The sequence below is a fragment of the Virgibacillus sp. LDC1 genome (assembly GCF_025792345.1).
Taxonomy (GTDB): domain Bacteria; phylum Bacillota; class Bacilli; order Paenibacillales; family Paenibacillaceae; genus Paenibacillus_AQ; species Paenibacillus_AQ lautus.
In genome coordinates, this window is sequence record NZ_JAOXLZ010000001.1 from 2,123,772 (window position 1) to 2,144,227 (window position 20,456).

The following is a 20,456-nucleotide window of genomic DNA, read 5'->3' on the forward strand; positions in this document are numbered from 1 at the left end:
CCCTTTGACTAGATAATTGGAAGATAGGCACCCACTTGTTACACCATGAACGAAACTGTTCTCACACACAGACTACGTGAAAAAGGACAGCCCCGCTTAGCCGGGACTGTCCATCATCCAACGTTCTGATATGAAGTAATTATATTAGCCAGTCACACGATTCACAATTTTAAGTACCGTATCCCGCGTTAATTTGCTTCCCCCCGCAGAAATGAGGTTGACCGTAGCATGAGCTAACGCTAATGGAATCTTGCAAAACTTTAACGCCGGACCATCCTTCAGGTCGGCGATATAAGAGTCTGCGGTTTGTAAATTACGGCATGTGTACTGGTGCATCTCATGAAATCCCCAACCATCAGGGAAGAAGTCAACGCCACGTTTAAGATCCTCATCTCTATTTCGAAGTATATTTACCGATTGGAGCCCTCTTCCGAAGGCAATTGCCTTCGTTAGATCAGATTGCGTTCCGTCATGCCATAACCATAGTTCGGATAACATTTCTCCAACCATACCCGCAACGCTATAGGTATATCGGTCCAGATCCTCTTCTGTATGAATGTTCCACCCGTTCTGAACCCATTCAGACATATGTAACGCCATCTTTGCGATGTAATGATTTACGATGGGAGCTCCGGAAGACGGACAAAGGATCGCCCATTTGTCTAGCTGCATCGTAACTTCTGGTAATACTGTCCGATAAGGTGATAGTAGTCTTGGTGTTGCTTCCATAATATCCTGTGACTTAAATATTTCATGAATTCCAAAAAGCAATTCAACTTTCAATTCGTCATTGAGTTCATTATGATCCTCGATTTCGTCTATTGCACGCATACATAGATAGGCAGATGTAACAGCCTCCCTTAATCCTAAATCCAAATAACTAATGGGTATATAAAAAGTACGGCTCGTCTTCTTTAACATGGACATGGCTTCATTCAAGGCGACGTTATTAATGAGTACTCCCTCCAAGTATAGCTAAGTTTTAAATTGCTCATTACTTACCATGATAACACACGTTGATATAGTCAATCCAAATTGTACTTAAAACTTAGGCATCGTTATAAACAAAACAAGAGGCAAACCGATATTCTCGATTTGCCTCTCTCACCCCTCAATGGAAATGACGCGTTTATTGATTTGTTCTCTCGAAATACACCAGCAAAGATCTCCCCCAGCAGTCGGGAGCATCTGAATGGACGCGGCTTTATAATAAACACATAACATCGACCACAGTGTGTCAGTGATTAAAAATAATATAAGTTTACGGATCGGTCCCGAAGGGAAAACGGATACTTCGCATCGCGGGGGCAATCTCGGCTTTATATCACCCTTTTATCCATGACAGGTTGTATTTCATGCCGTCTTTCATGACAAAACCTTTTACTTGACGCATTCAGTTCTTACAATATTTCGATATACCCTTCTGTTCCATGGACGCGAATTCGCTGCCCATCTTTTATCCGTTTAGTAGCATTCTCCACGCCGACAACTGCGGGTAAGCCATATTCACGTGCAATAACTGCTCCATGGGTCATCAGTCCACCCACTTCGGTGACTAGGCCTTGGATGGATACAAACAATGGTGTCCAGCTAGGGTCAGTAAAGGAGGTGACTAATATATCTCCATCTTCCAGATCAGTATCTTCCATGTTTAAGATGACTCGTGCTCGCCCCTCTATAACTCCAGAGGAAACAGGCAGACCTGCAATCGCTCCGACAGGGAGATTCTCTCGTTTGTACTCGCCTGCTATGATTTCACCATCCGAGGTGATAACACGCGGCGGAGTTAGTTTTTCATATAATTTGTACTCGTCTTTTCGTTTGTTGATCATCCGGTAATCCAGTTTATGTGTGCGTACGACTTCGTGAAGTTCCTCAAAAGTGAGATAATATATATCTGCTTTATCATGAATAACGCCCACTTGTACGAGTTGTTCGGCTTCTTTCAGTAAAGCCTGCTTATATACGAAGTAGCGATTAATATACCCGTATTTTGGATATTCACGATAACCGATGAAATTCCGGACGAGGTCGATCATTCGTTTGGTTTCTTTGGCTTTTTGTTCACCATCCGGCAATTGCTTCAATCGATATAATAAGTCTTGTTCTTTTTGCAGTGCTTCCCGTCGCCCTTGCTCAAATCTCCTAATGCTTTCATGAGGCTCAAAGTTTTTGATGTTATTCAGAATTAAAGGCACAAGCGTAATCGGTTTTTCGCTCCAACGCGTTCGAGTAATATCGATTTCTCCGGCACATCGCATACCGTATTTGTTGAGATAAGCTTGCACCGCGTCTCGGGCTTCCTGTCCGCCTTCAAACTTAGGTAGTTCATCCAAAAAGGGATCATCTTTTACATGTTGCAAATATTCAATCACTTCCGGATAAGGACGGATCGCATCTGCGACATCCAACAACGCCAGACCCATTTCCGAAGTAATATTGTGGGGCACGGATTGCGAAAGCGCATCGGCTGCGTTTTTTTCCCCCAACCACTTCATCATTTTCTCGTTGATCCATTCGGAAGCATCCATAGCCGCCATAAACACAGAGGTACTTCGGGGGTCGAATAAGATCTTCTTTAATTGTTGGATATCCTCCAGAATAAAATCAAACAAATCCGATCCCGATTTCGCTTGGATGTTATATTTTAGTTCTTCTACTGAAGCTTGATTGCTCTTAATCAAATCGGAAACGATTGCCGGATCGTGTTCGAATTGCGCTTGAACGCCTGCGGACGACTTGCCTTTACCGCGATTCCCGGGACTCCGTTCTTTATCATCAGTCGGCACCAGTTTTATAAAATCTCGCTCTATAATGGTCTCAAGTGCGTCTTTTATGAGCGGATCGGATCGTCCCAGGGTTAGTAACGCATCTCTGCCGACAGGCGAAGCCAACATAGCTGAAATATCGACAAACAACCTCCCGCCGGCTTTACGCATAGGTGCAGAAGTAATTAACAGGTAAAACGACAACCCCAGTGGTTTTATAGGATCCGTCATCATTTGTTGATGACCAACAGAGATATAGACGTGATTTTCTTGATCGCTCGCTTCAGGGATCGGATATAAAGTCGTGATTGGCCGACTCTGAACAATATAAAAGGTATCATGGGCCAAACACCATTCGATGTCTTGGGGCTGGCCGAAATAAGCTTCGATTTGTCTTCCGATGCGTGCCAGTTGTAGAATTTGCTCATCAGTAAGTGTTTGAGTCTTTTGCTGATCAGGATCGATCTGCTTTGTCTCCGTTCCGCCTTCTTTTCGTCCATAGATCGCCAATGTTTTGGCTGCTATCCTCTTATCGACGATATCCCCTTCCCGCACTTTATAACCATCGGCAGATACTAAACCAGAGACAAGCGCTTCTCCAAGTCCAAAACTGGCATCGATGGATAACACCTTTCGGCTCGAGGTCATCGGATCGGCGGTAAATAATATCCCTGAAGCCTGTGGGAAAACCATCCTTTGCACAATAACGGATAAATAAACTTGACTGTGGTCAAATCCATTTTGCATACGGTAGATCACCGCGCGATCCGTAAATAGGGAAGCCCAGCATTTGCTGATATGCTGCAAGATGGCATCGACGCCGATGATGTTTAAATAGGTGTCTTGTTGACCGGCAAAAGAGGCATGCGGTAAATCTTCGGCAGTCGCACTAGAACGCACGGCATAAGCATGTTCCTTGCCAAACCGGGAGAGATAGTGAGTTACGGCTGTCACTACATCGGGAGGAATTTCTATATCCATAATGGTTTGTCTGATCTTCCTGCTGATTTCACCAATTTGATCTCGATCTTCTGCTTTTAGCATAGTTAGTCGACCCAGCAAAGCATGATACGTTTCGTTTTGCTCGATGGCTCTTTGATAACCCACGGTTGTCACACAAAATCCTTCGGGAACCTGTATTCCTTCGATTTTTGATAATTTCCCTAAATGTAACCCTTTTCCGCCAACGAGCCAAAGCTGCGTTTTTTCCATTTCCTGAAAATCGAGAACCAACGAACGCATTCAACATCTCTCCTAACCATTAAATTGAGAAAAAACATTTGACAAGGATTTTTCGGCATGGTACAATTAAATTGTAATATAAGATATTTATGTCTATTTTCATTTTGTCAGTCGTGGTCTGATTATATCACCATGTCTGTTTATATGCAATAAAAAAGAACCTTCAGGTTCTTTTTTTGTTTTCCGCTATCTTAGTGACATCCAAACCAAATAAAAAGAGCTGCGAAATATCGCTGCTCTTGTCAGTGGATAGCTAGCAGGGTTTTCACTGCATGCACAAGTTTCTGTCTTCTGTTAATCCTTTAATATTCTCCTTTAATGACGAAAAACGAGCCCCGAATGGTTCCAGCTAATTTCGACTTCTGTCTAGCAAACTTAAACTTCCCTTCCAACTCCTGTGGAACCTCCATCCCCTCCGAAAGCTTAAAACCAACAGCCCGCTTCTTTGGATCATCCACCGTATACATGACGTTGAGGGCAAGACCATCCTCATAAAAGACGTAGGCAAATTGGATATTTTCCACTTGAAAGCGCGAGGTTTCTAAAGGTTTGGCCGCAAACTCAAGATCACGTTCTTCTTTTAAAATTCGGTTTACATAATCAAGGGTTTCTTGGCTTTCGCTAGCGGGTACAACCGTAAATTCATGCTTATATTTGTTCATAAAGTAACGGGCTTCATTCGCTCGTAAACCAGCAAGCGCTTCTGCTGCGGGTGAAGATTCTAAGCCATGCGTAGACACATTTTTAAAATCAACGATATAGGACATTTCCATTCCTCCTAAAAGTTATGCGAGCATTACTTCATTGAATCGACTTCGAGTAAAGCTCGCATCAAGAGCATTCGCTTATTTCCTTACAACCGGAATCCACAACTCACCGAATACAAGATCGTCTCGCTGCCCCATTTCAACCGTTGCATTTGGCCCGCCAACATAGGCAAAATTTTGTGCTTCCGGCAAGACTTGTCCAAAGGCAATGCCAGTAAGTTTATTACTCAACTCATCAGCCGTCTTCCCTTCCCCTTTTACAACGAGGTATTCCCCTTTAGGAAATTGAATCACTCGAGTTGCTTCAGGTAACGATGTCTCTGTCATGACGCCGGCATAATGCATCATCTTGTTATTCACCGCTTCGTTTACGGCAAAAATGTAGTCATTTGCGGCGATGGCCTTTAACGTGTCCAGCCTTCCATCTTGTTTCACGGCCTCCCAAAAATCCGCCTTCTCCTTGTTTATGCCAGCATAGTCTGTGTAATCGCTCTGGAGCTCCGTTCCAATTCCTAATACGATAAAGCTGTCTTTTTCCTCAAGCGCATAATTTGTCATATTCAAAACCATCCTTTTTTTAAATTTATCAAATGATTGTCTTTTCACTTGATAGGTTTATAATAACCTTAAATCATGTCAAAAAATGATACTGTTTAGGAGAGGCCCATGAAAAAAGTTGAACGAATCAATACCATTATGCGATATATCAACAACCGCGCCCACTTTACCATTTCTGAGATCATGCAGGAATTTAACATCTCTCGTTCGACGGCGATTCGAGATATCCGAGAAATTGAAGCCATGGGGATGCCGCTTGTTGCTGAAGTTGGGAGGGACGGGGGTTATTTTGTTATGAACAACTCTGTCCTGCCCACGGTCCGCTTTACCGATACTGAAATTAAAGCGCTGTTTATTGCCTTTATGGCCACAAGAAATCAACAACTCCCTTATCTAAAGAGCCGTCAGTCTTTAGCTGAAAAATTACTAGGTCTCATCTCGGAGAACCAGCAAGATGACCTTGTGCTTTTGAATCAAATATTGCTTTTTGAAGGGACCAACCCCAATAACCCAGACCTGCTTGACTTGTCTGACCTGCCCCATCCGATGTTAGAAAAGCTCATCCAAATTCTTCTTGTGGACAGGTATTTATCGGTTTCCATCCAAGAAGAAAAGATGATAAAGTCTTATACCATTTATCTCTTACACCTCTATCGTGAAAAGAGCTTATGGATAATTGAAGGCTTTGACTTAGAGGAAGAAAAGAGGCGAATTATTCCTGTCGACAATCTCACCCATGTAGAACCATACCCTACGAAAAAAAGAGTAAGTAAGAAAAAAATTTTAGAACAACTAAGTAAGCACGAAGAAGTAATCAACCTTGTCCTTGATCTTGGCCCCAAGGCGATTGCCCAGTTCAAAAAATACCATCCTTTAAAGTTTTCAATTTCATATACGAACCCGTATCAAACCACAGCTACCTTAAAGACTTTTATCAATGTTCATCATTCAGAAGAATTAACTGAAATTACAAATTGGCTGCTTTTCCTAGGTGGAGATATCAAGGTCAGGGAGATACCGGAAGAAGTCTTAGTAGGTTTACAAGAGAGATTAAACTTATACTGCCCATAAGCAGTACCAGTTAAACCAATTAAAACATCCCATTCCTCTTTTGGTGAGAATGGGATGTTTATTAGTATCTTCAAATGGAAATGGAAGTCTTCCAATTCATTTGCTGCTATTTTCATGATTGGTTTGATCGTATATTGGAGCTGCCTTGCCAATCCCAAAAGCGTAATAACTCATCACAACAATTCCTAAGAAAATAATGCCGGAAATCAGGGAAAAGCGAGTTTCATCGTTCATCCACATACCGACCAGTACCATAAGCAAAAAGGCAATGGTCACATAGTTTGTCACCGGGGCGAAAGGCATTTTGAACGGATGATGCTGCAAGGCATTCCCCTTGGTTTTTCTGAAATTGATTTGACTGATTAGAATGACAAACCACGGTATGCCACAAGTTCGAAAATCCAATCGCATGCCCACCGTTGCCTATTCCGAACAAAATCAGACCCAACCCTGCAACAATCATCAGGACGATGGTAACGATTTTAATCATCGCAAACCAAAACTCAAATTCACCAAATGATTTCACAGAGAATAGGTTGGCTGCACCGAGAATCACGATTGCGACGAGCCCTGGTATCCAAGCGGGCAAATCCGGAAACCAGTACTTCATATACGTCCCAACAGCAATGATCTCCGCCATCCCGACAATAACCCATTGGAACCAGTTGCTCCAAGCCGTCACATACCCTGCCAAAGGATGAATGTACTTATGTCCAAAGGTCGCAAATGACCCCGTGCTCGGTTCTACATACTGCATTTCTCCCATTGCGCGCATGATGAAAAATATAAAAACCCCTACAATTGCATACGCAAGCATCACCGAAGGACCTGTCCAATTGATCGTGCTTGCAGAGCCCATAAATAATCCGACACCGATTGTGCCGCCTAAAGCAATCATCTGAATATGACGAGCTTCGAGCCCTCTCTTTAATTCATTGTTTTTCATTACAGTTCCCCCCTCTGCTGCTCTCTTTGCTGTTCATTTGGACAAGCTGCAAATCTCATAAGAAGTAGACGCCAATTTTGTTTTATACACGCTAATCCAATTGTAGTAGCTTGTTCCTATGAAAACAATTATATTCATTTGGTAAACCTACAAGGGGTCCTACTATTCTAGAATGACATCAATCTCATTTAGTATCAGACCTTGTAAATGTATATAACCCCGTCCTAATAATAGGACAGGGTTAACATTAAAGGTATTTTAATTTTTGATAAAAAACGCTTCACTGACCGTAAAACTCCCAATAAAGTCGTTAGAACTCGCCATGGAGTTACTTCTGCACAATCTGAATAAGGTTGCCGCATGTATCATCGAAGACAGCTATTGTGAGTTCGCCCATTTTTGTCGGCTCCATCGTAAACTTCACGCCGCTTTCCAACAATCGATGATACTCTTTATTAATATCTGCAACGCCAAACATCGTTGCTGGGATGCCATCGGCAAATATCTTCTTCTGATATTCTTTAGCGGCAGGATGGTCATTCGGTTCGAGTAAAAGCTCGGTACCCTCTTGGTCATCGGGTGAAACAAGCGTTATCCACCTAAATTCTCCGACGGGAACGTCCTCCTTTTTGACAAACCCCAGCTTTTCTGAATAAAACTCAAGTGCCTTGTCTTGATCTTGAACAAATAAACTGGTCACCATGATTTTCATAATGTTTTTGCCTCCTTAGATATTTGTGATGTTGGTGTGCTGCTAACAATCTGGCTCCAATCAGAAAAACCTTACATTCTTCCGAAGCAATTAAAATTACTCTACCCATCCTTTCAGTAGATTTTTAAGTGGTTCGTTGTTGAAAATAATCACTCGATATTTTCCTTTTTTTTCTGATTTTACGAGCCCTGCATCTTCCAATGCCGAAATATGTTTAGCTATCGCTTGTCGAGTAATGGAAAGATTGTGCTTCGTAATGAGGCGCACCGTAAGTTCATACAACGTCTGCTCATTGCGTTCGGATAGTTCGTCTAATATAAGCCTCCGAGTCGAATCGCTAAGTGCTTTGAATATAGCATCATTGTCCCAATTCATATATTGATTATAAGCAACCCCGCGGTTGCTTGTCAAACTTACCAAACGGGAAACCGCAATGATACTGTCAGCACACATCATTGTGAACCTACGATTCCATCGATCAAGCCAGACACCAATGAACGGGCAAACATCAGATCACTGAAAATTGGACCATAGAAGACGTTCAAATTGAAAATACAGCTCATTTACTCCTTACTTCAATCGAATAAGTTGGCCATCCTTCACCTCATACACCTGGTCGGCGACGCCCTCGATCAAGCGGACATCGTGAGATATAAACACGATCGTGCCTGCGTATTTTTGCATCATGGTCTCGAGCGCTTTCACGGCTGGAATATCCAGAAAGTTGCTCGGTTCGTCCATAAGCAGGATGTTGTAGCGCCCAAGCAACAATTTGGCTAGGAGGAGTTTGATGATTTCGCCGCCGCTTAATACCGAAAGCTCTTTGCGAACATCCTGATGCGTGAACCCCATGGACGCGAGTACAGCTCGAATGTCCGAAACAGGGTATTCACAGTTTTCCTGTATGAATGCCATTACGTTCTGATTCCGATCGAACTTGTAATCATTTTGGACAAAGCAGCCAATTTCCGCTTTTGGCGACAACGTAATCCCGCTCTCCCGATCGCGAATCATGTTAACCAACGTGGTTTTTCCGACGCCGTTAGCGCCAGTTATCGCAATCTTGCCACCAAGCGGGAACTGGAAGGACACGTTGTCGAAAATCACCTTATCTCCGAACCGTTTGCTGATCTCGTTGCCCACAATCGGAAAGGGATTGTGCAACTCCAGCGCTTTGCTCTGTCGGAATTGAATGCTTCGTTCGGGCTCGGGCGGGGTAACTTCGCCAAGCGCTTGGATTCGCCGTTCCGTATTTTTGGCTGCGTTATGGAGCTTTTTTTGCTTGCTGCCTTGGGACTTCTGATGGCCGAGGCGTCCTCCGCTTTGCGATCTGTTTTTTCTGTCTGTTCCATTTGCCTTTTGCTCAAGCTTCCGTGCCTGACTCTTCTTCTCATTGACGACCTGTTCGAGTCGCTCTCTTTCCTCCACATATTGTTTATATTGGGTAAACTGGGCTTGTCGTTCCTCTTCCTTGTGAACCAAATAGTCAGTATAACCACCCCAGTATTCGGTAATTTTACCGTCTTTCAGCTCCCAGATCTTATCGACGACCTGGTCTAGGAAATAACGATCATGACTAATGATGAGCAAAGCTCCGGAATAATGTTTAAGCCGGTTCACGAGGAAATCGATGCCTTCGCGATCCAGATGACTTGTCGGTTCATCGGCAAAAATGCCATGAACTTCTCCCGAAAGTGCCTGTGCAATTTTTAGTCGCGTCTCTTCCCCACCGCTCATTGTGTCGGCTTGCACTCGGTCGATCCCTAATTTGCCAATTATGGCGTAGTCCTGCACATCTTGAACAACGACCTCTTCCAACTGGGGGAGATAGGCAAATGTCCCTTCCCTTGAAATCTTGCCGTGCTGCAGAGGGATTTTGCCCAGCAGAGCTTTGAGCAACGTACTCTTCCCAGCTCCATTGGCGCCAACCAGACCGATTCGGTCGTACTCATACAACTCCAACTGGTCGATATCGAGCACGTCGCGCCCCAAATATTCCACATAAATATCCTTAGCTTTTATTAATAACATGTATTATCCTCCTTCGAAAATCGCAGTTTCCGTTGTTCCGTTCGCAGGTTGACCCGCGATTCGCAAAGGGAGGATTATATAAAGAAGTACCAGTGTATCCTTTGCATCGTCATGCCTCCTTTTCAAATAAATGACTTTGATCGTTACGTGCCAAGCACGATAGCAATAAAAAATGCAGATCCAAGTCCACAAGTGGGCTTGGATCTGCATGAATTACGTGCCAGAACAGAGCGAAACAAGACACAGCAAAAATGCCGTCCGGGTCGCAATCAATGTCCTCATACGTAAAATAAGCAGCTCAAAAAAAGCCCACCTCAGTGGAAATCCGCTTTTTTATCGCTTGCTTACCATAAACGCATGGAGTGAACCATTGATCGCAATCCTCCTCTTCAATAATAGTCGTATGTTAACATCGACCGCTGCAACTGTCAAATGATATCCCAATTAATACCCACTAACCATACTTTTTCTGAATGAAGAGTTAAAAACCTACCCATAATACGATAGTTCGGAGCCCGAACAAATATCCCAGAAAAAGGAGTGAAATAGTATGCAGCGGATGATCCCTTTCAAAATCAATAATCAGAAAACCGTCATGTCTTTATTAGCTGTAGGTGTCGGTGCCACACTCATTGGGATGGCATATAGACGCAGGTCGAATAGAAATGCTTGGGGTCGAATGTTGAGGTCTATTCAATAATTTTCTTGAACAGTAAAAAGAATAAAGCAGTCGGATTCAAAACTCCGGCTGCTTTGTTTATCAAACGGTTTGCTTTTCTTAAAACGAAGGAAACCGGTTATGTTTTCTAAGTATATCGAATGCCTCAATGAGTTAAATTAACTTTTGAGTTACATAAAATAAGGTGGTGACTTGTTTACACTATGCCTCTATCCCCGCGCCTGTATCACTGGTTTGTCCGTCCCCAATGGATTACAAAAAAATACATCCATGACCATATCCAAAACCATTTCCAATTGGAGAATAAGTTCATTCTTGATTTTGGGTCGGGTACTGGAGCCAATTGCTCTCTTTGTCATGCAGATCGGTATCTTGGCATTGAACCCAATATGGATCGGGTTCGTCTCGCCAAAAGGCTGTACCCTAACCATAAATTTGAAATATTTGATGAATACCAGATCCCTATAGAGAATAACACCATTGACTATATCTTTGTCGTAGCTGTTCTTCATCATATATCAGATGATCAGATTCGTTCATATTTGATCGAGTTTGAGCGAGTTTTGAAACCGGGTGGGAAGGTTATCGTCATGGAGCCGTATTTTTGTATGAACAGAACATTTAACAATCGATTTATGAACTGGTACGATGATGGGAAATACATCCGCGGCGAGATTAGTTACCTAAATTTATTTCAAAAAGGGCAATACGAATGTGAGGTCATAAAGAAGTTTACAAAGTGCATGTTATATAACGAAATTTATTTCACGGCGGAGCCAACCAAGCAGCAAATTAGTAACCTCATGTGAACTTAGCTCTCCATCCCTATTTACAGAGGTTTCTGACTTAGTCTGACTAAATATCGGACACCGTATATTATCAAAGGCTTGCTAAAAGACTAAATCGTTCGTTCCTCATACTCAAAGGGTTCTTCACTCGAGTAAATCTCATGGAAAAATCCTTTATACGGGATATCGTCTTCCAAACATTTTATGAGATACGATAACTCCTCGTCACACTTCGGTTCCTCACCATGGTTCTGCATCACCTCGAATGTATCGACAATATTTTCCATGAGGGTTACTTTGATAAATAAGGGCAGCATATCCAACATCGATTCTTCGATCTTGGTCTCGGATCTGTAACCCGCGAGGACGGTTTCAAAATAATCATCCATAAACTTTCTGCGTTTACCAGCGTCTGGTTCGAATTGTATCCAGCCCACCCCGTTTCCCCAGATACTGGCCAAGTCAAACATATACCAACCGAAACATGAATTATCGAAATCATATACGGTTATTTGCCCGGTATCATAATCTATCGAATAATTCCCATCGTTATAATCAAAATGAATCATACCGAAAGTTTCCTGGTTTCTGTCCAAGCCTTCCAAGGTAGTAAGGAGCTCTGTCAGCTTCTCCTTGAGCATAGATAAAGAGTCGGGTATTAGTTTATCGATATATTCGGCATTGAATCTGTCAAAGAAATGAAACCGGCGATGGACAGGAGTATACCCTTTCGAGATTTGGTGCAGTTTCCCCAGGACTTTACCGCAATTATAATAATATTCGGTAATGGGAGCACCTTCCCGGTACCGGTAATGATTTTCTACAAGCATATTCCCCTTAGCTTTTTCAAATAAGCAGATAAAAAAGGTATGATTATTGTGAGTGATCTCCTCCAGCAGATTCCCCTTTCGGGAGCTGATTACATTGGAGACACTGCCTCCATGATCAAATAGATACCGAACATATTTCACCTCACCCAGAAAATCATTCCGGCTCCTGTCAGGTAAAAAAGCGATTCGGAGTATTTTTGAATGGCTCCCTTCTTTCTCACAGGTATATACGACATTCCTTCCTCCTTCATGTGGCGGAATCAGCCGGATATCATAGCCCTCCAACCCGTACAACTCTGATATTAATGGAAGTAAATATGTATCACCGATGTTAACAACCTCGTTATAATTCATAGCATCTCTCCTTTAACAATTCAATACACACTTACAGAATAACCCTTTTTTACATATGACTACAAATCAAAAAATGATTATAGCGAATTTCTCCCAATTACTCGCTCTTGGTTGATCAACAGTATATTCAAATCACCTTTTCTAAGGGCTGTATGTTCGATACTGGACTTTAGTCGAGGTCCACTACCTGCCGTAGTCTGTTCCGATTCACGAAGAAATTCGTTACAATATAGCAAAGACTTTTGGAGGAGCGATTGATCATGAATTACGCACATAAAGTGCAGAGGGAAATTGCCAACTGGGAACAAAAAATGTTCAAACCGCCGGGATGGCTGGAAAAAACATCGAAAACCATCGGCAATCGAATTAATCATTTGATTCCCCCGAAGGTGCACAGCATGATTACGACCACCATACGATCGATCGTGCGCACGGCGCTGTTCGGTGCGGAATATACGCCCAGCCGTTCGGTGCAGCATACTCTGGAACTGGAGTCTGCCGATCGAGAAGCGAAAGAGTTGTTTGCCCTATACCAAAAAATCGCGGTTGCCGAAGGCGCTGGAACGGGAGCTGGCGGCATAATGCTCAGCATGGTAGACTTTCCAGCTTTAATTGCGATCAAGATGAAATTTTTGTTCGAGCTGGCGCATGTTTACGGTTATGACACCAAACACTTCTCCGAGCGGGTATTCATTCTCAAGGTTTTTCAAATGACGTTTTCGGGACCGGAAAACCGTGCCAGGTTGCTCTATTCCATCAAGCATTGGCATATGGAAAAGGAACAATGGCTCTCCGACGCCGAATACTCCCGAAATATGGACTGGGAGACATTTCAGATCGAGTATCGCGACGCCATTGACTTCCGGAAAATGCTGCAGATGGTTCCCGGGATCGGCGCTATCGCAGGCGCATGGGCCAATTACACGATTCTAGATGAGCTCAACGAATTCGCCATGAACGCTTACCGCCTGCGCAGATTGCACGATGATGTCGTGGTTATGGATTAATCCTCTCTCTCGCCATATACGTCCAGGAGGCAGGGGTGTTTGGAGAAAACAAAGGCAGCTAATCCGTAGGATTGGCTGCCTTTAGGTTTGCCTTCAATTGACATTATTTCGCGATGACCGCGCCCTTCCTATTAAACAACCTATGTGTAAAACACATCACTGTGCTCTATTGGATAATTACAAGAGATGGCCCCCTCATCCGAAATTGCGAACCCCTTCCCGAAATTCCAATACTCCTATATTTTGGTAAAACGGATTATAATCGTTTTTGTAATCACATGGATTCTAATGTCAGACAGCCAAATACAGCCGTCAACACAAAGGAGGAATGCTGTTTCAAACCCAATTACGAAGTTGCTTTTATCCCCATTCTAAAGGAGGAACTTTGATGATGCGAAAGGGAATACCTTATCTGCTGATCCTGTCGTTGCTGTTGACCTGCTGCACCCTCTTCGGTACGAAGGCAGAGGCTGCGGACTATACGCAGGGCGTCGAATTATCCGGAAGCGTAGCCACTGTATGGTTCAAATCCACCGTTAACACGAGTTGGGTCGATGTCCATTATAAAGGGAACGACGGCGTACAGCAAAATTTCAGAATGGCTTACAACGCTGGCAAATCCCGATACGAACAGGCCATCTCAGGCATTGCAGCAGGCCACGTGATTACGTATTCTTTCACTTACAATAATGGAACCCCAGCCTACGACACCGGTGTCTTTACGTACACCGCCGATTCCACGCCACCTCCCTCTTCTTCCGGCTCCATTTATGACATTCATCCATCCTCAATTCCCATGCCGCCAAACGGCGCCGTCTCGGTGAAGATCCTGAACGGTACCCATGGCGCTTATACCGACCAGCAAATATACTGGGGCGTTCTCGGTATCAATCCCGTCAACAATCAGTGGAGCTATCTGGACCTCAATGGCAATCTGATCCCCATCTCCAGCGCCTTGAATGATGCGCCGGGACATCTAACCAAGAACGGTATCAGCTACGCCAACATTTATCACAAGGCCAGCGATGCTTCCTGGATCACCTTACCCCGGATCACGTCGGGCCGAATGTTCCTTAGCGTTGGCACTCCAATGTACATGAAGACTTATAACGATGGGTTCGCCGGCCCCGATCTGAACAATCCGACCGATCCCAACCGCGACATCTATTTCGATTTCGTCGAATTCACGATTGACGCGGCGGGCTATCACGGCAATACGACCCGGGTTGACGGATTCGGTTTTCCCCTCCAGCATCGACTGATCAACATATCCGGTTCCTTCGATCAGACCGTGGGTGAGCTCGAATCCGAAACCCGAAACGGAATCTTCACCAAATTCCAGGCGGAAGTTCCTGGTGCTTTCAAATCACTGGCCACGATTCAAGCGCCTTATCGCATCGTCGCGCCGATTCACGGTTCTTTCGCCCAGGGTGGTGCTAATGCGAACTATTTCAGCGGATACGCTCCATACAGTACACAGGATATTTTCCGTTGCGACGGCGCTTTAACGGATGCGACAACTTGTGCAGCCATCAATCGTCACGTATATACGACTAACGACTGGAATAACGTGTCGAATTACTATCAAGCCGCACCTGCTAACTATTACGCTAAATTCTGGCACGACCACAGCATGAACCGCTTGGCCTACGGGTTTCCATATGACGATGTCAACGGTCAGGCTGCTTACCTTGAAGTGGGCGATCCGAAAGGCCTGATCATTCGTGTAGGCTGGTAAATCATCCACGATTGCTAAAGCATGGAACCCGCCGATATACAAAAAAATGCCTTGGTATCAATGAAGCTGCCTATCGAGCGGACCAAAGCTATTCAACATTAAGCACATTTAATCGGCAGGTACATTAGTTTTTGTTTGCCGACGGTTGAATAAATTCAAACTTCAAAAACAAAAACGATGCCATAAAGTCATCGTTTTTGTTTTTGAACTATTGAGTGGTTTGCGACAGTCCCGCTGTTTACGCATAAGTTGAAAAACAGCAGCCATTTCTCTGGATACCCATCTCTTCCGTTTTGTTGAACAACGATTACATCGCTTTCGGTACGTTTGAGTCTGTCTGTTTAGGCGAACGGATAAACATCAAGGCTAATATCGCACCTGCAAAAGCAACGATTCCAGACCAAAGGAAAGCTTGCTGAAAACCATGATTAAGTGCTGCTACAGGATTAGAATCTGATATGGAAGCAGTCGTTGATGCAGCGATCGCTACCATGATAGCAAGACTTATGGCTGATCCTATCTGATAGCTTGTATTAGCAAGTCCGGAAGCCAGCCCCGCTTCATCAGGCTTAGCTCCCGACATAGCGGCCATCATAGAAGGAATATAGGCTAAAGACATTCCGAGAGCACCTAATAGTGAAGCTGGAAGTACATGAATAAGGAAGCTGCCATCCACAGGCGTATTGGTCGAGAACATAAGCATTGAACATCCGAGGGCAGTCAATCCAATCACGATGTTAGCTTTTATACCGAATCTACCGATCAATTTGCCCGTAATAACAATCATGAAGATGGCAATCAAAATCGTCATCGGAAGCAGTCCGACCCCTCCAGCGAAAGCTGAAAACTTGAGTACTTGCTGCATATACAGGTTTAGGAAGTACCATAACGGTATCCAACCGCCAGATAACATGATGAGCGCGATATTACCAGCGGCCAGATTAGGCACCTTAAAGATTCGAAGAGGTACAAGCGGTTCCTTTTTGATTAGCTGAATAATGAGGAAAAGGATAAACAGTATTACCCCAGCGATAAGTGTCCACAGGGTGATTGCTGCTCCCCATCCATTATGTTCTGCCGTTACGATACCGTAAACGATTAGAACCAATGATGCTGTTACTGAGATGGAGCCTGCGACATCAATGCTTCCTTTTCTACGTATACCTTTTGCTAAAAGACCAGGAGATAAAAGTAAGGCGACTACCCCGACAGGTACATTAATTAAGAAGGTCCATTGCCAACTTAACCACTCCGTTATAACACCACCCAGAAATACCCCTGCCGATCCTCCAGCAGCTGCCGAAGCACCCCAGAACCCCAATGCTTTACCCAATTCTTTAGGATTACCGCTGAATAACATCATCACGATGGTTAGAGCTGAAGGTGCTATTAATGCGGAACCGAATCCTTGCAGTGCACGACCGATGTTTAGTGACTCTTCGTTCCATGCAAAACCAGCGAGTAAGGATGCTACTGTAAGGATCATAAAGCCCCACATGAACATGCGCCGTTGTCCAAAGAGGTCTGATAATCGGCCACCGAGTAGTAATAGACCACCAAAGAAAATCACATAAGCATTAAAGACCCACTGTAAACTTTCCTGAGTATATCCAAGCGCTTCTTTGATTGCTGGCAATGCAACTCCGATAATCGATGTATCCATAATCACCATAAAATTCGCAAGACACAACAATGCTAGTGCGAACCATCGTTTTGGATCTGCTTGTAAAAGAACCTGCCCTTGTTTTGACATTATATATTCAACCTCCTTTAGCTACATATCACCAGGTTCTTTTGATTCGATAAATTAACGCTCTCGACGGCCGCCTTAGAGACTAAGTTAATTTCAATCCATTATTTACCGGTGAGTTTCGTATTTATAGTATACCCCCCTACCCTATAATGTCAATAATTTTTTTTCTTTAAAAATAAGTTTTTTTTCATACAATTTAAAAAATACAGTGATAATAAAAAAAGCGAAGAACTTGAAGTTCTACGCTACCAAATTGAAGAGAGCAATAGCGACGTGGAATGGAATTAAGAATTCTCAACTCGAGCACAGGAAATCCTTTCGCTTCAAGATACTGCCGAGTGATATATGTATTCCCACGAACCGGGTGAGGCATCCGGAACGCCATTTCATTGCTGCATACATGTTTTGGTCATGATAAAGTCCTTCTGCTCTTCATCCCCCATGTGCACTTTCTTATTTCTAAAGTCAATTGGCTTCTCCTCCCTTGTGTAATTCAATACAACCTCTTGTTCCCCTTTTTTACAAACTCCCAATCTTTTTCAACGTTTTTTCTGACCCTCTGCAAGAGATTCAACATAGTTTCCGCTTCGCTTTCGGAAAAACCCTCTAATGCAACCCTATTGGAATAATCATGTTCTACTTTTTATTAAAGGATAAACCTGTTTCCCTTTCTCTGTTGGAAAGAGTTTTTTGATTTTTTTATTAAACTGATCTTCTTTCTTTTCAATAAAGCCATGAAGTTCAAGCTTTTTTATAGCTCGGGCTGCAGTTGTTCGATCTACTTTTATCATCTCAGCTAACTTTTCTTGAATGATTCCTGGCTTTTCACATACTCGAACAAGGTACAAGTACTGTCCTTTTGTCAGATCATATTCTTTAAATTCGATATTGCTTATCGAATCTAATGCCCTTGCGATCATTCCGATCTCACGCAGAATTCCCTCCATGCATTGACTCCCCCGATATCATTGATTCACTTGACTTATGTGCGCATTGACCTCGGTTTGAGAAGAGTACGTCATTTTTAGACTCCATACATGAACAAATGACCATTTCAGTGAAATGTTCTGATTCATCGAAATGGTCATTAGATTGAATTTACAATCGACTCCCTAAACACGAGCAAGCTTATCCGGGTTTCGTACAGCATACATTCTGGCAAGCTTTCCGTGTCGGAGCTGTATGCATATCGCGGCCAAAATTTCGTCCCCCGAACGGATTACGAAGCCAATTTCACCGTTAAGTGGTGCAGGCTCAAATTGAAACTTGCCCTGAATAGTTTGGAACCCGTCGAGCAATACTGAGGCCACGTGATCGCGCGTTTGAATTGGGCGCTTGTATGCTTGGGCTTTGCCGCCTCCGTCGGCGATGAATGTGACGTCTTCGGTGAGCAGAGACAACAAATGATCGATATTACCTTGCTCAAGGGACATGAGGAAGCGACTGATCCATTCCTTTTCGTCCCCATCGGCCCTTACGGACTCATTCTCGGAAATCCCCATCTTGTTTTTTGCCCGGCTCATCAGCTTGCGGCAATTTGCCTCTCGCTTGCCGATCAGGTCGGCAATTTCGGAATAATCGAAGCCGAGCGCTTCACGCAGGACGAAAATCGCCCGCTCTGTCGGGGTCAGCCGCTCGAGCAATACGAGCATGGCGTAAGACAGCAGATCGAAACGGACGACGGTTGTCTCGATCGTATCCGCCTCAGGCGTCCGAATCGGTTCGGGGAGCCACGGACCAACGTATATTTCCCGCTTCGTCCGCGCCGATTTTAGTTGATTGAGGCAATGGTTGGTTACCATTTTGCATAAATACGCCTTTGGCTCTGCAAGACGTTCGGGATGTACGTCGTACGCCTTAACAAACACGTCCTGCACCGCATCTTCCGCGTCTGCCGCAGATCCAGTTAACTGATAGGCCAGCGTGAATAACAGCGCTTTATATTGATCGTACAGTTCTTCCATTCGGCGTCTCACCTTCTCTTAGCTGCAAGCTAGATCTCTTCCTTGTTTCTATAGAAGTTTACTGCCTGCTTTCCATGCAATATTCCTGAATTTCCACGCGAGCTTTCCCGTTATGATCATATTAAACCCTTGTTTGCGTCCCCACACCAATCCGCGGTTTTCCCCAAGTCCAATGCAGAAGAAATCCAAGGGAACCTTCTTGTGAATCGGGGCGGGGCGTCCCTCCAAATCGGCCAAGACAATTTTCCCCAGTCGATCCCCCTGTAGCCCGCCTTCTTTGCACGTCATTTGATCTGCTTTGCCGTTTCTCGGATCGACGATTCTCGTACAGTCGCCGATGCTGTATACACCCGGTGCCCCTTGAACGCGATAAGATCCATCCACCAGCACTTGACCGTCCGGAGTTAGTGGCAAGCCCATACTGCGAAGCTGCGGATTCGGAATCAGACCAATCGTCCATATGCACAGACCAACCGGCATACGATCACCATTGCTGACCGTCACCATTCCCGCTTCCTCTCTGATCGCCTTACGATTGTGAAGCACTGTCACTCCGCATTTGTTGAGCGTCCGTTCCAGCTTGTATCCAACTTTCTCTGGCGCTTCCGGGAACAGCCGCTCTTTTGCATTCAGCAAATAGACGGAAACATCGGATAAATTAAGTCCTAGTGAAGATGCTTCCTTCTGCATCTCAATTACCAGCTCAGCGGATGTCTCAACGCCACTGATGCCCGCCCCCGCAACTGCGACGGTCATCAGTCGCTTACGTTCTTTAGGATTTGTCTCGCCAACAGCTTGCCGTAGATTGGCGCGCCAGCGCTCCCGGATGACTGCTGCGGTTTGCAGATCGGTTAAAGAAATGCCACCCCGATCAGGATCAGGGCGCCGAGCGACACTACCGACCGCCACAACTAAAAGATCATAACGAGTCCAGGCCTCATTTCCTTCTGCATCCTTATATTGAATCTGCTTCCTCCCGCTATCGACAGACGTAACCGTACCTTGCACGAATTCGACTCCTTGTGAAAAACTATAATGCATCCAGGGAATCATAATCTCTTCCTCGCCTACGGCCGGCCGGAACAACAGCATTTTACGCACATGTCCGGGCTGCTTATCCAATAAAACAAACCGAATCCGCCGTCCGTTCGCCAGGCCCCGGGTCGTTTCTTTTATTGCTTTGAGCGCTGATAGCCCTGCATGGCCGCCTCCAATAATGATGCATGTCAAGTCGTTCATCATTCCTCA

The 20,456-nt window shown here is 44.3% G+C and carries 15 protein-coding genes and 2 pseudogenes; 4 read left to right on the forward strand and 13 right to left on the reverse strand.

Translation table 11 applies throughout. The features are described from left to right. Nucleotides 1–144: 144 nt before the first annotated feature. From OHJ21_RS09505 to OHJ21_RS09520, 4 genes are all read right to left on the reverse strand, one after another. Nucleotides 145–969, reverse strand: coding sequence for a squalene/phytoene synthase family protein (locus OHJ21_RS09505; protein ID WP_100537423.1), 825 nt, complete (start codon nucleotides 967–969; stop codon nucleotides 145–147). Between the two features lie 431 nt (nucleotides 970–1,400). Next, nucleotides 1,401–4,010, reverse strand: a complete 2,610-nt coding sequence (gene ppsA / locus OHJ21_RS09510) for a phosphoenolpyruvate synthase (protein WP_486019925.1) — start codon at nucleotides 4,008–4,010, stop codon at nucleotides 1,401–1,403. Nucleotides 4,011–4,312: 302 nt separating this feature from the next. Then, nucleotides 4,313–4,777 carry a phage tail protein gene (locus OHJ21_RS09515; protein ID WP_100537425.1) on the reverse strand — a complete coding sequence of 155 codons (465 nt, stop codon included), beginning with the start codon at nucleotides 4,775–4,777 and terminating at the stop codon, nucleotides 4,313–4,315. A 78-nt stretch (nucleotides 4,778–4,855) separates the two neighbouring features. Beyond that, nucleotides 4,856–5,335: a GyrI-like domain-containing protein gene (locus tag OHJ21_RS09520; protein ID WP_100537426.1), complete on the reverse strand. Its 480-nt coding sequence runs from the start codon at nucleotides 5,333–5,335 to the stop codon at nucleotides 4,856–4,858. A 108-nt stretch (nucleotides 5,336–5,443) separates the two neighbouring features. Here OHJ21_RS09520 and OHJ21_RS09525 point away from each other — a divergent pair, with 108 nt between their 5' ends. Further along, nucleotides 5,444–6,406 (forward strand): helix-turn-helix transcriptional regulator, encoded by a 963-nt coding sequence (locus tag OHJ21_RS09525; RefSeq protein ID WP_326120519.1) that lies wholly within the window; start codon nucleotides 5,444–5,446, stop codon nucleotides 6,404–6,406. A gap of 96 nt (nucleotides 6,407–6,502) precedes the next feature. Here the strand turns inward: OHJ21_RS09525 and OHJ21_RS09530 are convergent. From OHJ21_RS09530 to OHJ21_RS09545, 4 genes and pseudogenes are all read right to left on the reverse strand, one after another. Then, a pseudogene (locus tag OHJ21_RS09530) lies at nucleotides 6,503–7,352 on the reverse strand (amino acid permease). A 328-nt stretch (nucleotides 7,353–7,680) separates the two neighbouring features. Beyond that, nucleotides 7,681–8,064 (reverse strand): VOC family protein, encoded by a 384-nt coding sequence (locus OHJ21_RS09535; RefSeq protein WP_100537428.1) that lies wholly within the window; start codon nucleotides 8,062–8,064, stop codon nucleotides 7,681–7,683. A 96-nt stretch (nucleotides 8,065–8,160) separates the two neighbouring features. After that, complete coding sequence (locus OHJ21_RS09540) at nucleotides 8,161–8,439, reverse strand: ArsR/SmtB family transcription factor (protein WP_326096282.1); 279 nt, start codon at nucleotides 8,437–8,439, stop codon at nucleotides 8,161–8,163. Between the two features lie 195 nt (nucleotides 8,440–8,634). After that, complete coding sequence (locus OHJ21_RS09545) at nucleotides 8,635–10,095, reverse strand: Msr family ABC-F type ribosomal protection protein (RefSeq protein ID WP_486019926.1); 1,461 nt, start codon at nucleotides 10,093–10,095, stop codon at nucleotides 8,635–8,637. A gap of 975 nt (nucleotides 10,096–11,070) precedes the next feature. Here OHJ21_RS09545 and OHJ21_RS09550 point away from each other — a divergent pair. After that, complete coding sequence (locus OHJ21_RS09550; protein WP_486019927.1) at nucleotides 11,071–11,583, forward strand: class I SAM-dependent methyltransferase; 513 nt, start codon at nucleotides 11,071–11,073, stop codon at nucleotides 11,581–11,583. A gap of 89 nt (nucleotides 11,584–11,672) precedes the next feature. Here the strand turns inward: OHJ21_RS09550 and OHJ21_RS09555 are convergent, their stop codons facing one another. Continuing rightward, nucleotides 11,673–12,746 carry a phosphotransferase enzyme family protein gene (locus OHJ21_RS09555; RefSeq protein ID WP_486019928.1) on the reverse strand — a complete coding sequence of 358 codons (1,074 nt, stop codon included), beginning with the start codon at nucleotides 12,744–12,746 and terminating at the stop codon, nucleotides 11,673–11,675. A 260-nt stretch (nucleotides 12,747–13,006) separates the two neighbouring features. On the opposite strand from OHJ21_RS09555, the gene OHJ21_RS09560 reads away from it, so the two are divergent. Continuing rightward, a complete protein-coding gene (locus OHJ21_RS09560) occupies nucleotides 13,007–13,753 on the forward strand; it encodes an EcsC family protein (protein ID WP_394055497.1) in 747 nt (248 codons plus the stop codon). A gap of 388 nt (nucleotides 13,754–14,141) precedes the next feature. After that, nucleotides 14,142–15,491: a glycoside hydrolase family 64 protein gene (locus OHJ21_RS09565; RefSeq protein ID WP_486019929.1), complete on the forward strand. Its 1,350-nt coding sequence runs from the start codon at nucleotides 14,142–14,144 to the stop codon at nucleotides 15,489–15,491. Between the two features lie 307 nt (nucleotides 15,492–15,798). On the opposite strand, the gene OHJ21_RS09570 is transcribed toward OHJ21_RS09565, so the two are convergent. From OHJ21_RS09570 to OHJ21_RS09585, 4 genes and pseudogenes are all read right to left on the reverse strand, one after another. Further along, nucleotides 15,799–17,244 (reverse strand): MFS transporter, encoded by a 1,446-nt coding sequence (locus tag OHJ21_RS09570; RefSeq protein WP_486019930.1) that lies wholly within the window; start codon nucleotides 17,242–17,244, stop codon nucleotides 15,799–15,801. Between the two features lie 493 nt (nucleotides 17,245–17,737). After that, nucleotides 17,738–18,191 (reverse strand): annotated as a pseudogene (locus tag OHJ21_RS09575) (MarR family winged helix-turn-helix transcriptional regulator). A 165-nt stretch (nucleotides 18,192–18,356) separates the two neighbouring features. Continuing rightward, on the reverse strand, nucleotides 18,357–19,208 hold the full coding sequence (gene sigJ, locus OHJ21_RS09580; protein WP_486021024.1) for an RNA polymerase sigma factor SigJ: 852 nt from the start codon (nucleotides 19,206–19,208) through the stop codon (nucleotides 18,357–18,359). A 48-nt stretch (nucleotides 19,209–19,256) separates the two neighbouring features. Beyond that, complete coding sequence (locus OHJ21_RS09585; protein WP_486019931.1) at nucleotides 19,257–20,447, reverse strand: NAD(P)/FAD-dependent oxidoreductase; 1,191 nt, start codon at nucleotides 20,445–20,447, stop codon at nucleotides 19,257–19,259. Between the last annotated feature and the right edge of the window lie 9 nt (nucleotides 20,448–20,456).

Coding starts and splice junctions, on each gene's coding strand:
- ppsA (WP_486019925.1), bottom strand. CDS start 4,010: ATGCGTTCGTTGGTTCTCGATTTTCAGGAAATGGAAAAAACGCAGCTT.
- OHJ21_RS09515 (WP_100537425.1), bottom strand. CDS start 4,777: ATGTCCTATATCGTTGATTTTAAAAATGTGTCTACGCATGGCTTAGAA.
- OHJ21_RS09520 (WP_100537426.1), bottom strand. CDS start 5,335: ATGACAAATTATGCGCTTGAGGAAAAAGACAGCTTTATCGTATTAGGA.
- OHJ21_RS09525 (WP_326120519.1), top strand. CDS start 5,444: ATGAAAAAAGTTGAACGAATCAATACCATTATGCGATATATCAACAAC.
- OHJ21_RS09535 (WP_100537428.1), bottom strand. CDS start 8,064: ATGAAAATCATGGTGACCAGTTTATTTGTTCAAGATCAAGACAAGGCA.
- OHJ21_RS09540 (WP_326096282.1), bottom strand. CDS start 8,439: ATGAATTGGGACAATGATGCTATATTCAAAGCACTTAGCGATTCGACT.
- OHJ21_RS09545 (WP_486019926.1), bottom strand. CDS start 10,095: ATGTTATTAATAAAAGCTAAGGATATTTATGTGGAATATTTGGGGCGC.
- OHJ21_RS09555 (WP_486019928.1), bottom strand. CDS start 12,746: ATGAATTATAACGAGGTTGTTAACATCGGTGATACATATTTACTTCCA.
- OHJ21_RS09560 (WP_394055497.1), top strand. CDS start 13,007: ATGAATTACGCACATAAAGTGCAGAGGGAAATTGCCAACTGGGAACAA.
- OHJ21_RS09565 (WP_486019929.1), top strand. CDS start 14,142: ATGATGCGAAAGGGAATACCTTATCTGCTGATCCTGTCGTTGCTGTTG.
- OHJ21_RS09570 (WP_486019930.1), bottom strand. CDS start 17,244: ATGTCAAAACAAGGGCAGGTTCTTTTACAAGCAGATCCAAAACGATGG.
- sigJ (WP_486021024.1), bottom strand. CDS start 19,208: ATGGAAGAACTGTACGATCAATATAAAGCGCTGTTATTCACGCTGGCC.
- OHJ21_RS09585 (WP_486019931.1), bottom strand. CDS start 20,447: ATGAACGACTTGACATGCATCATTATTGGAGGCGGCCATGCAGGGCTA.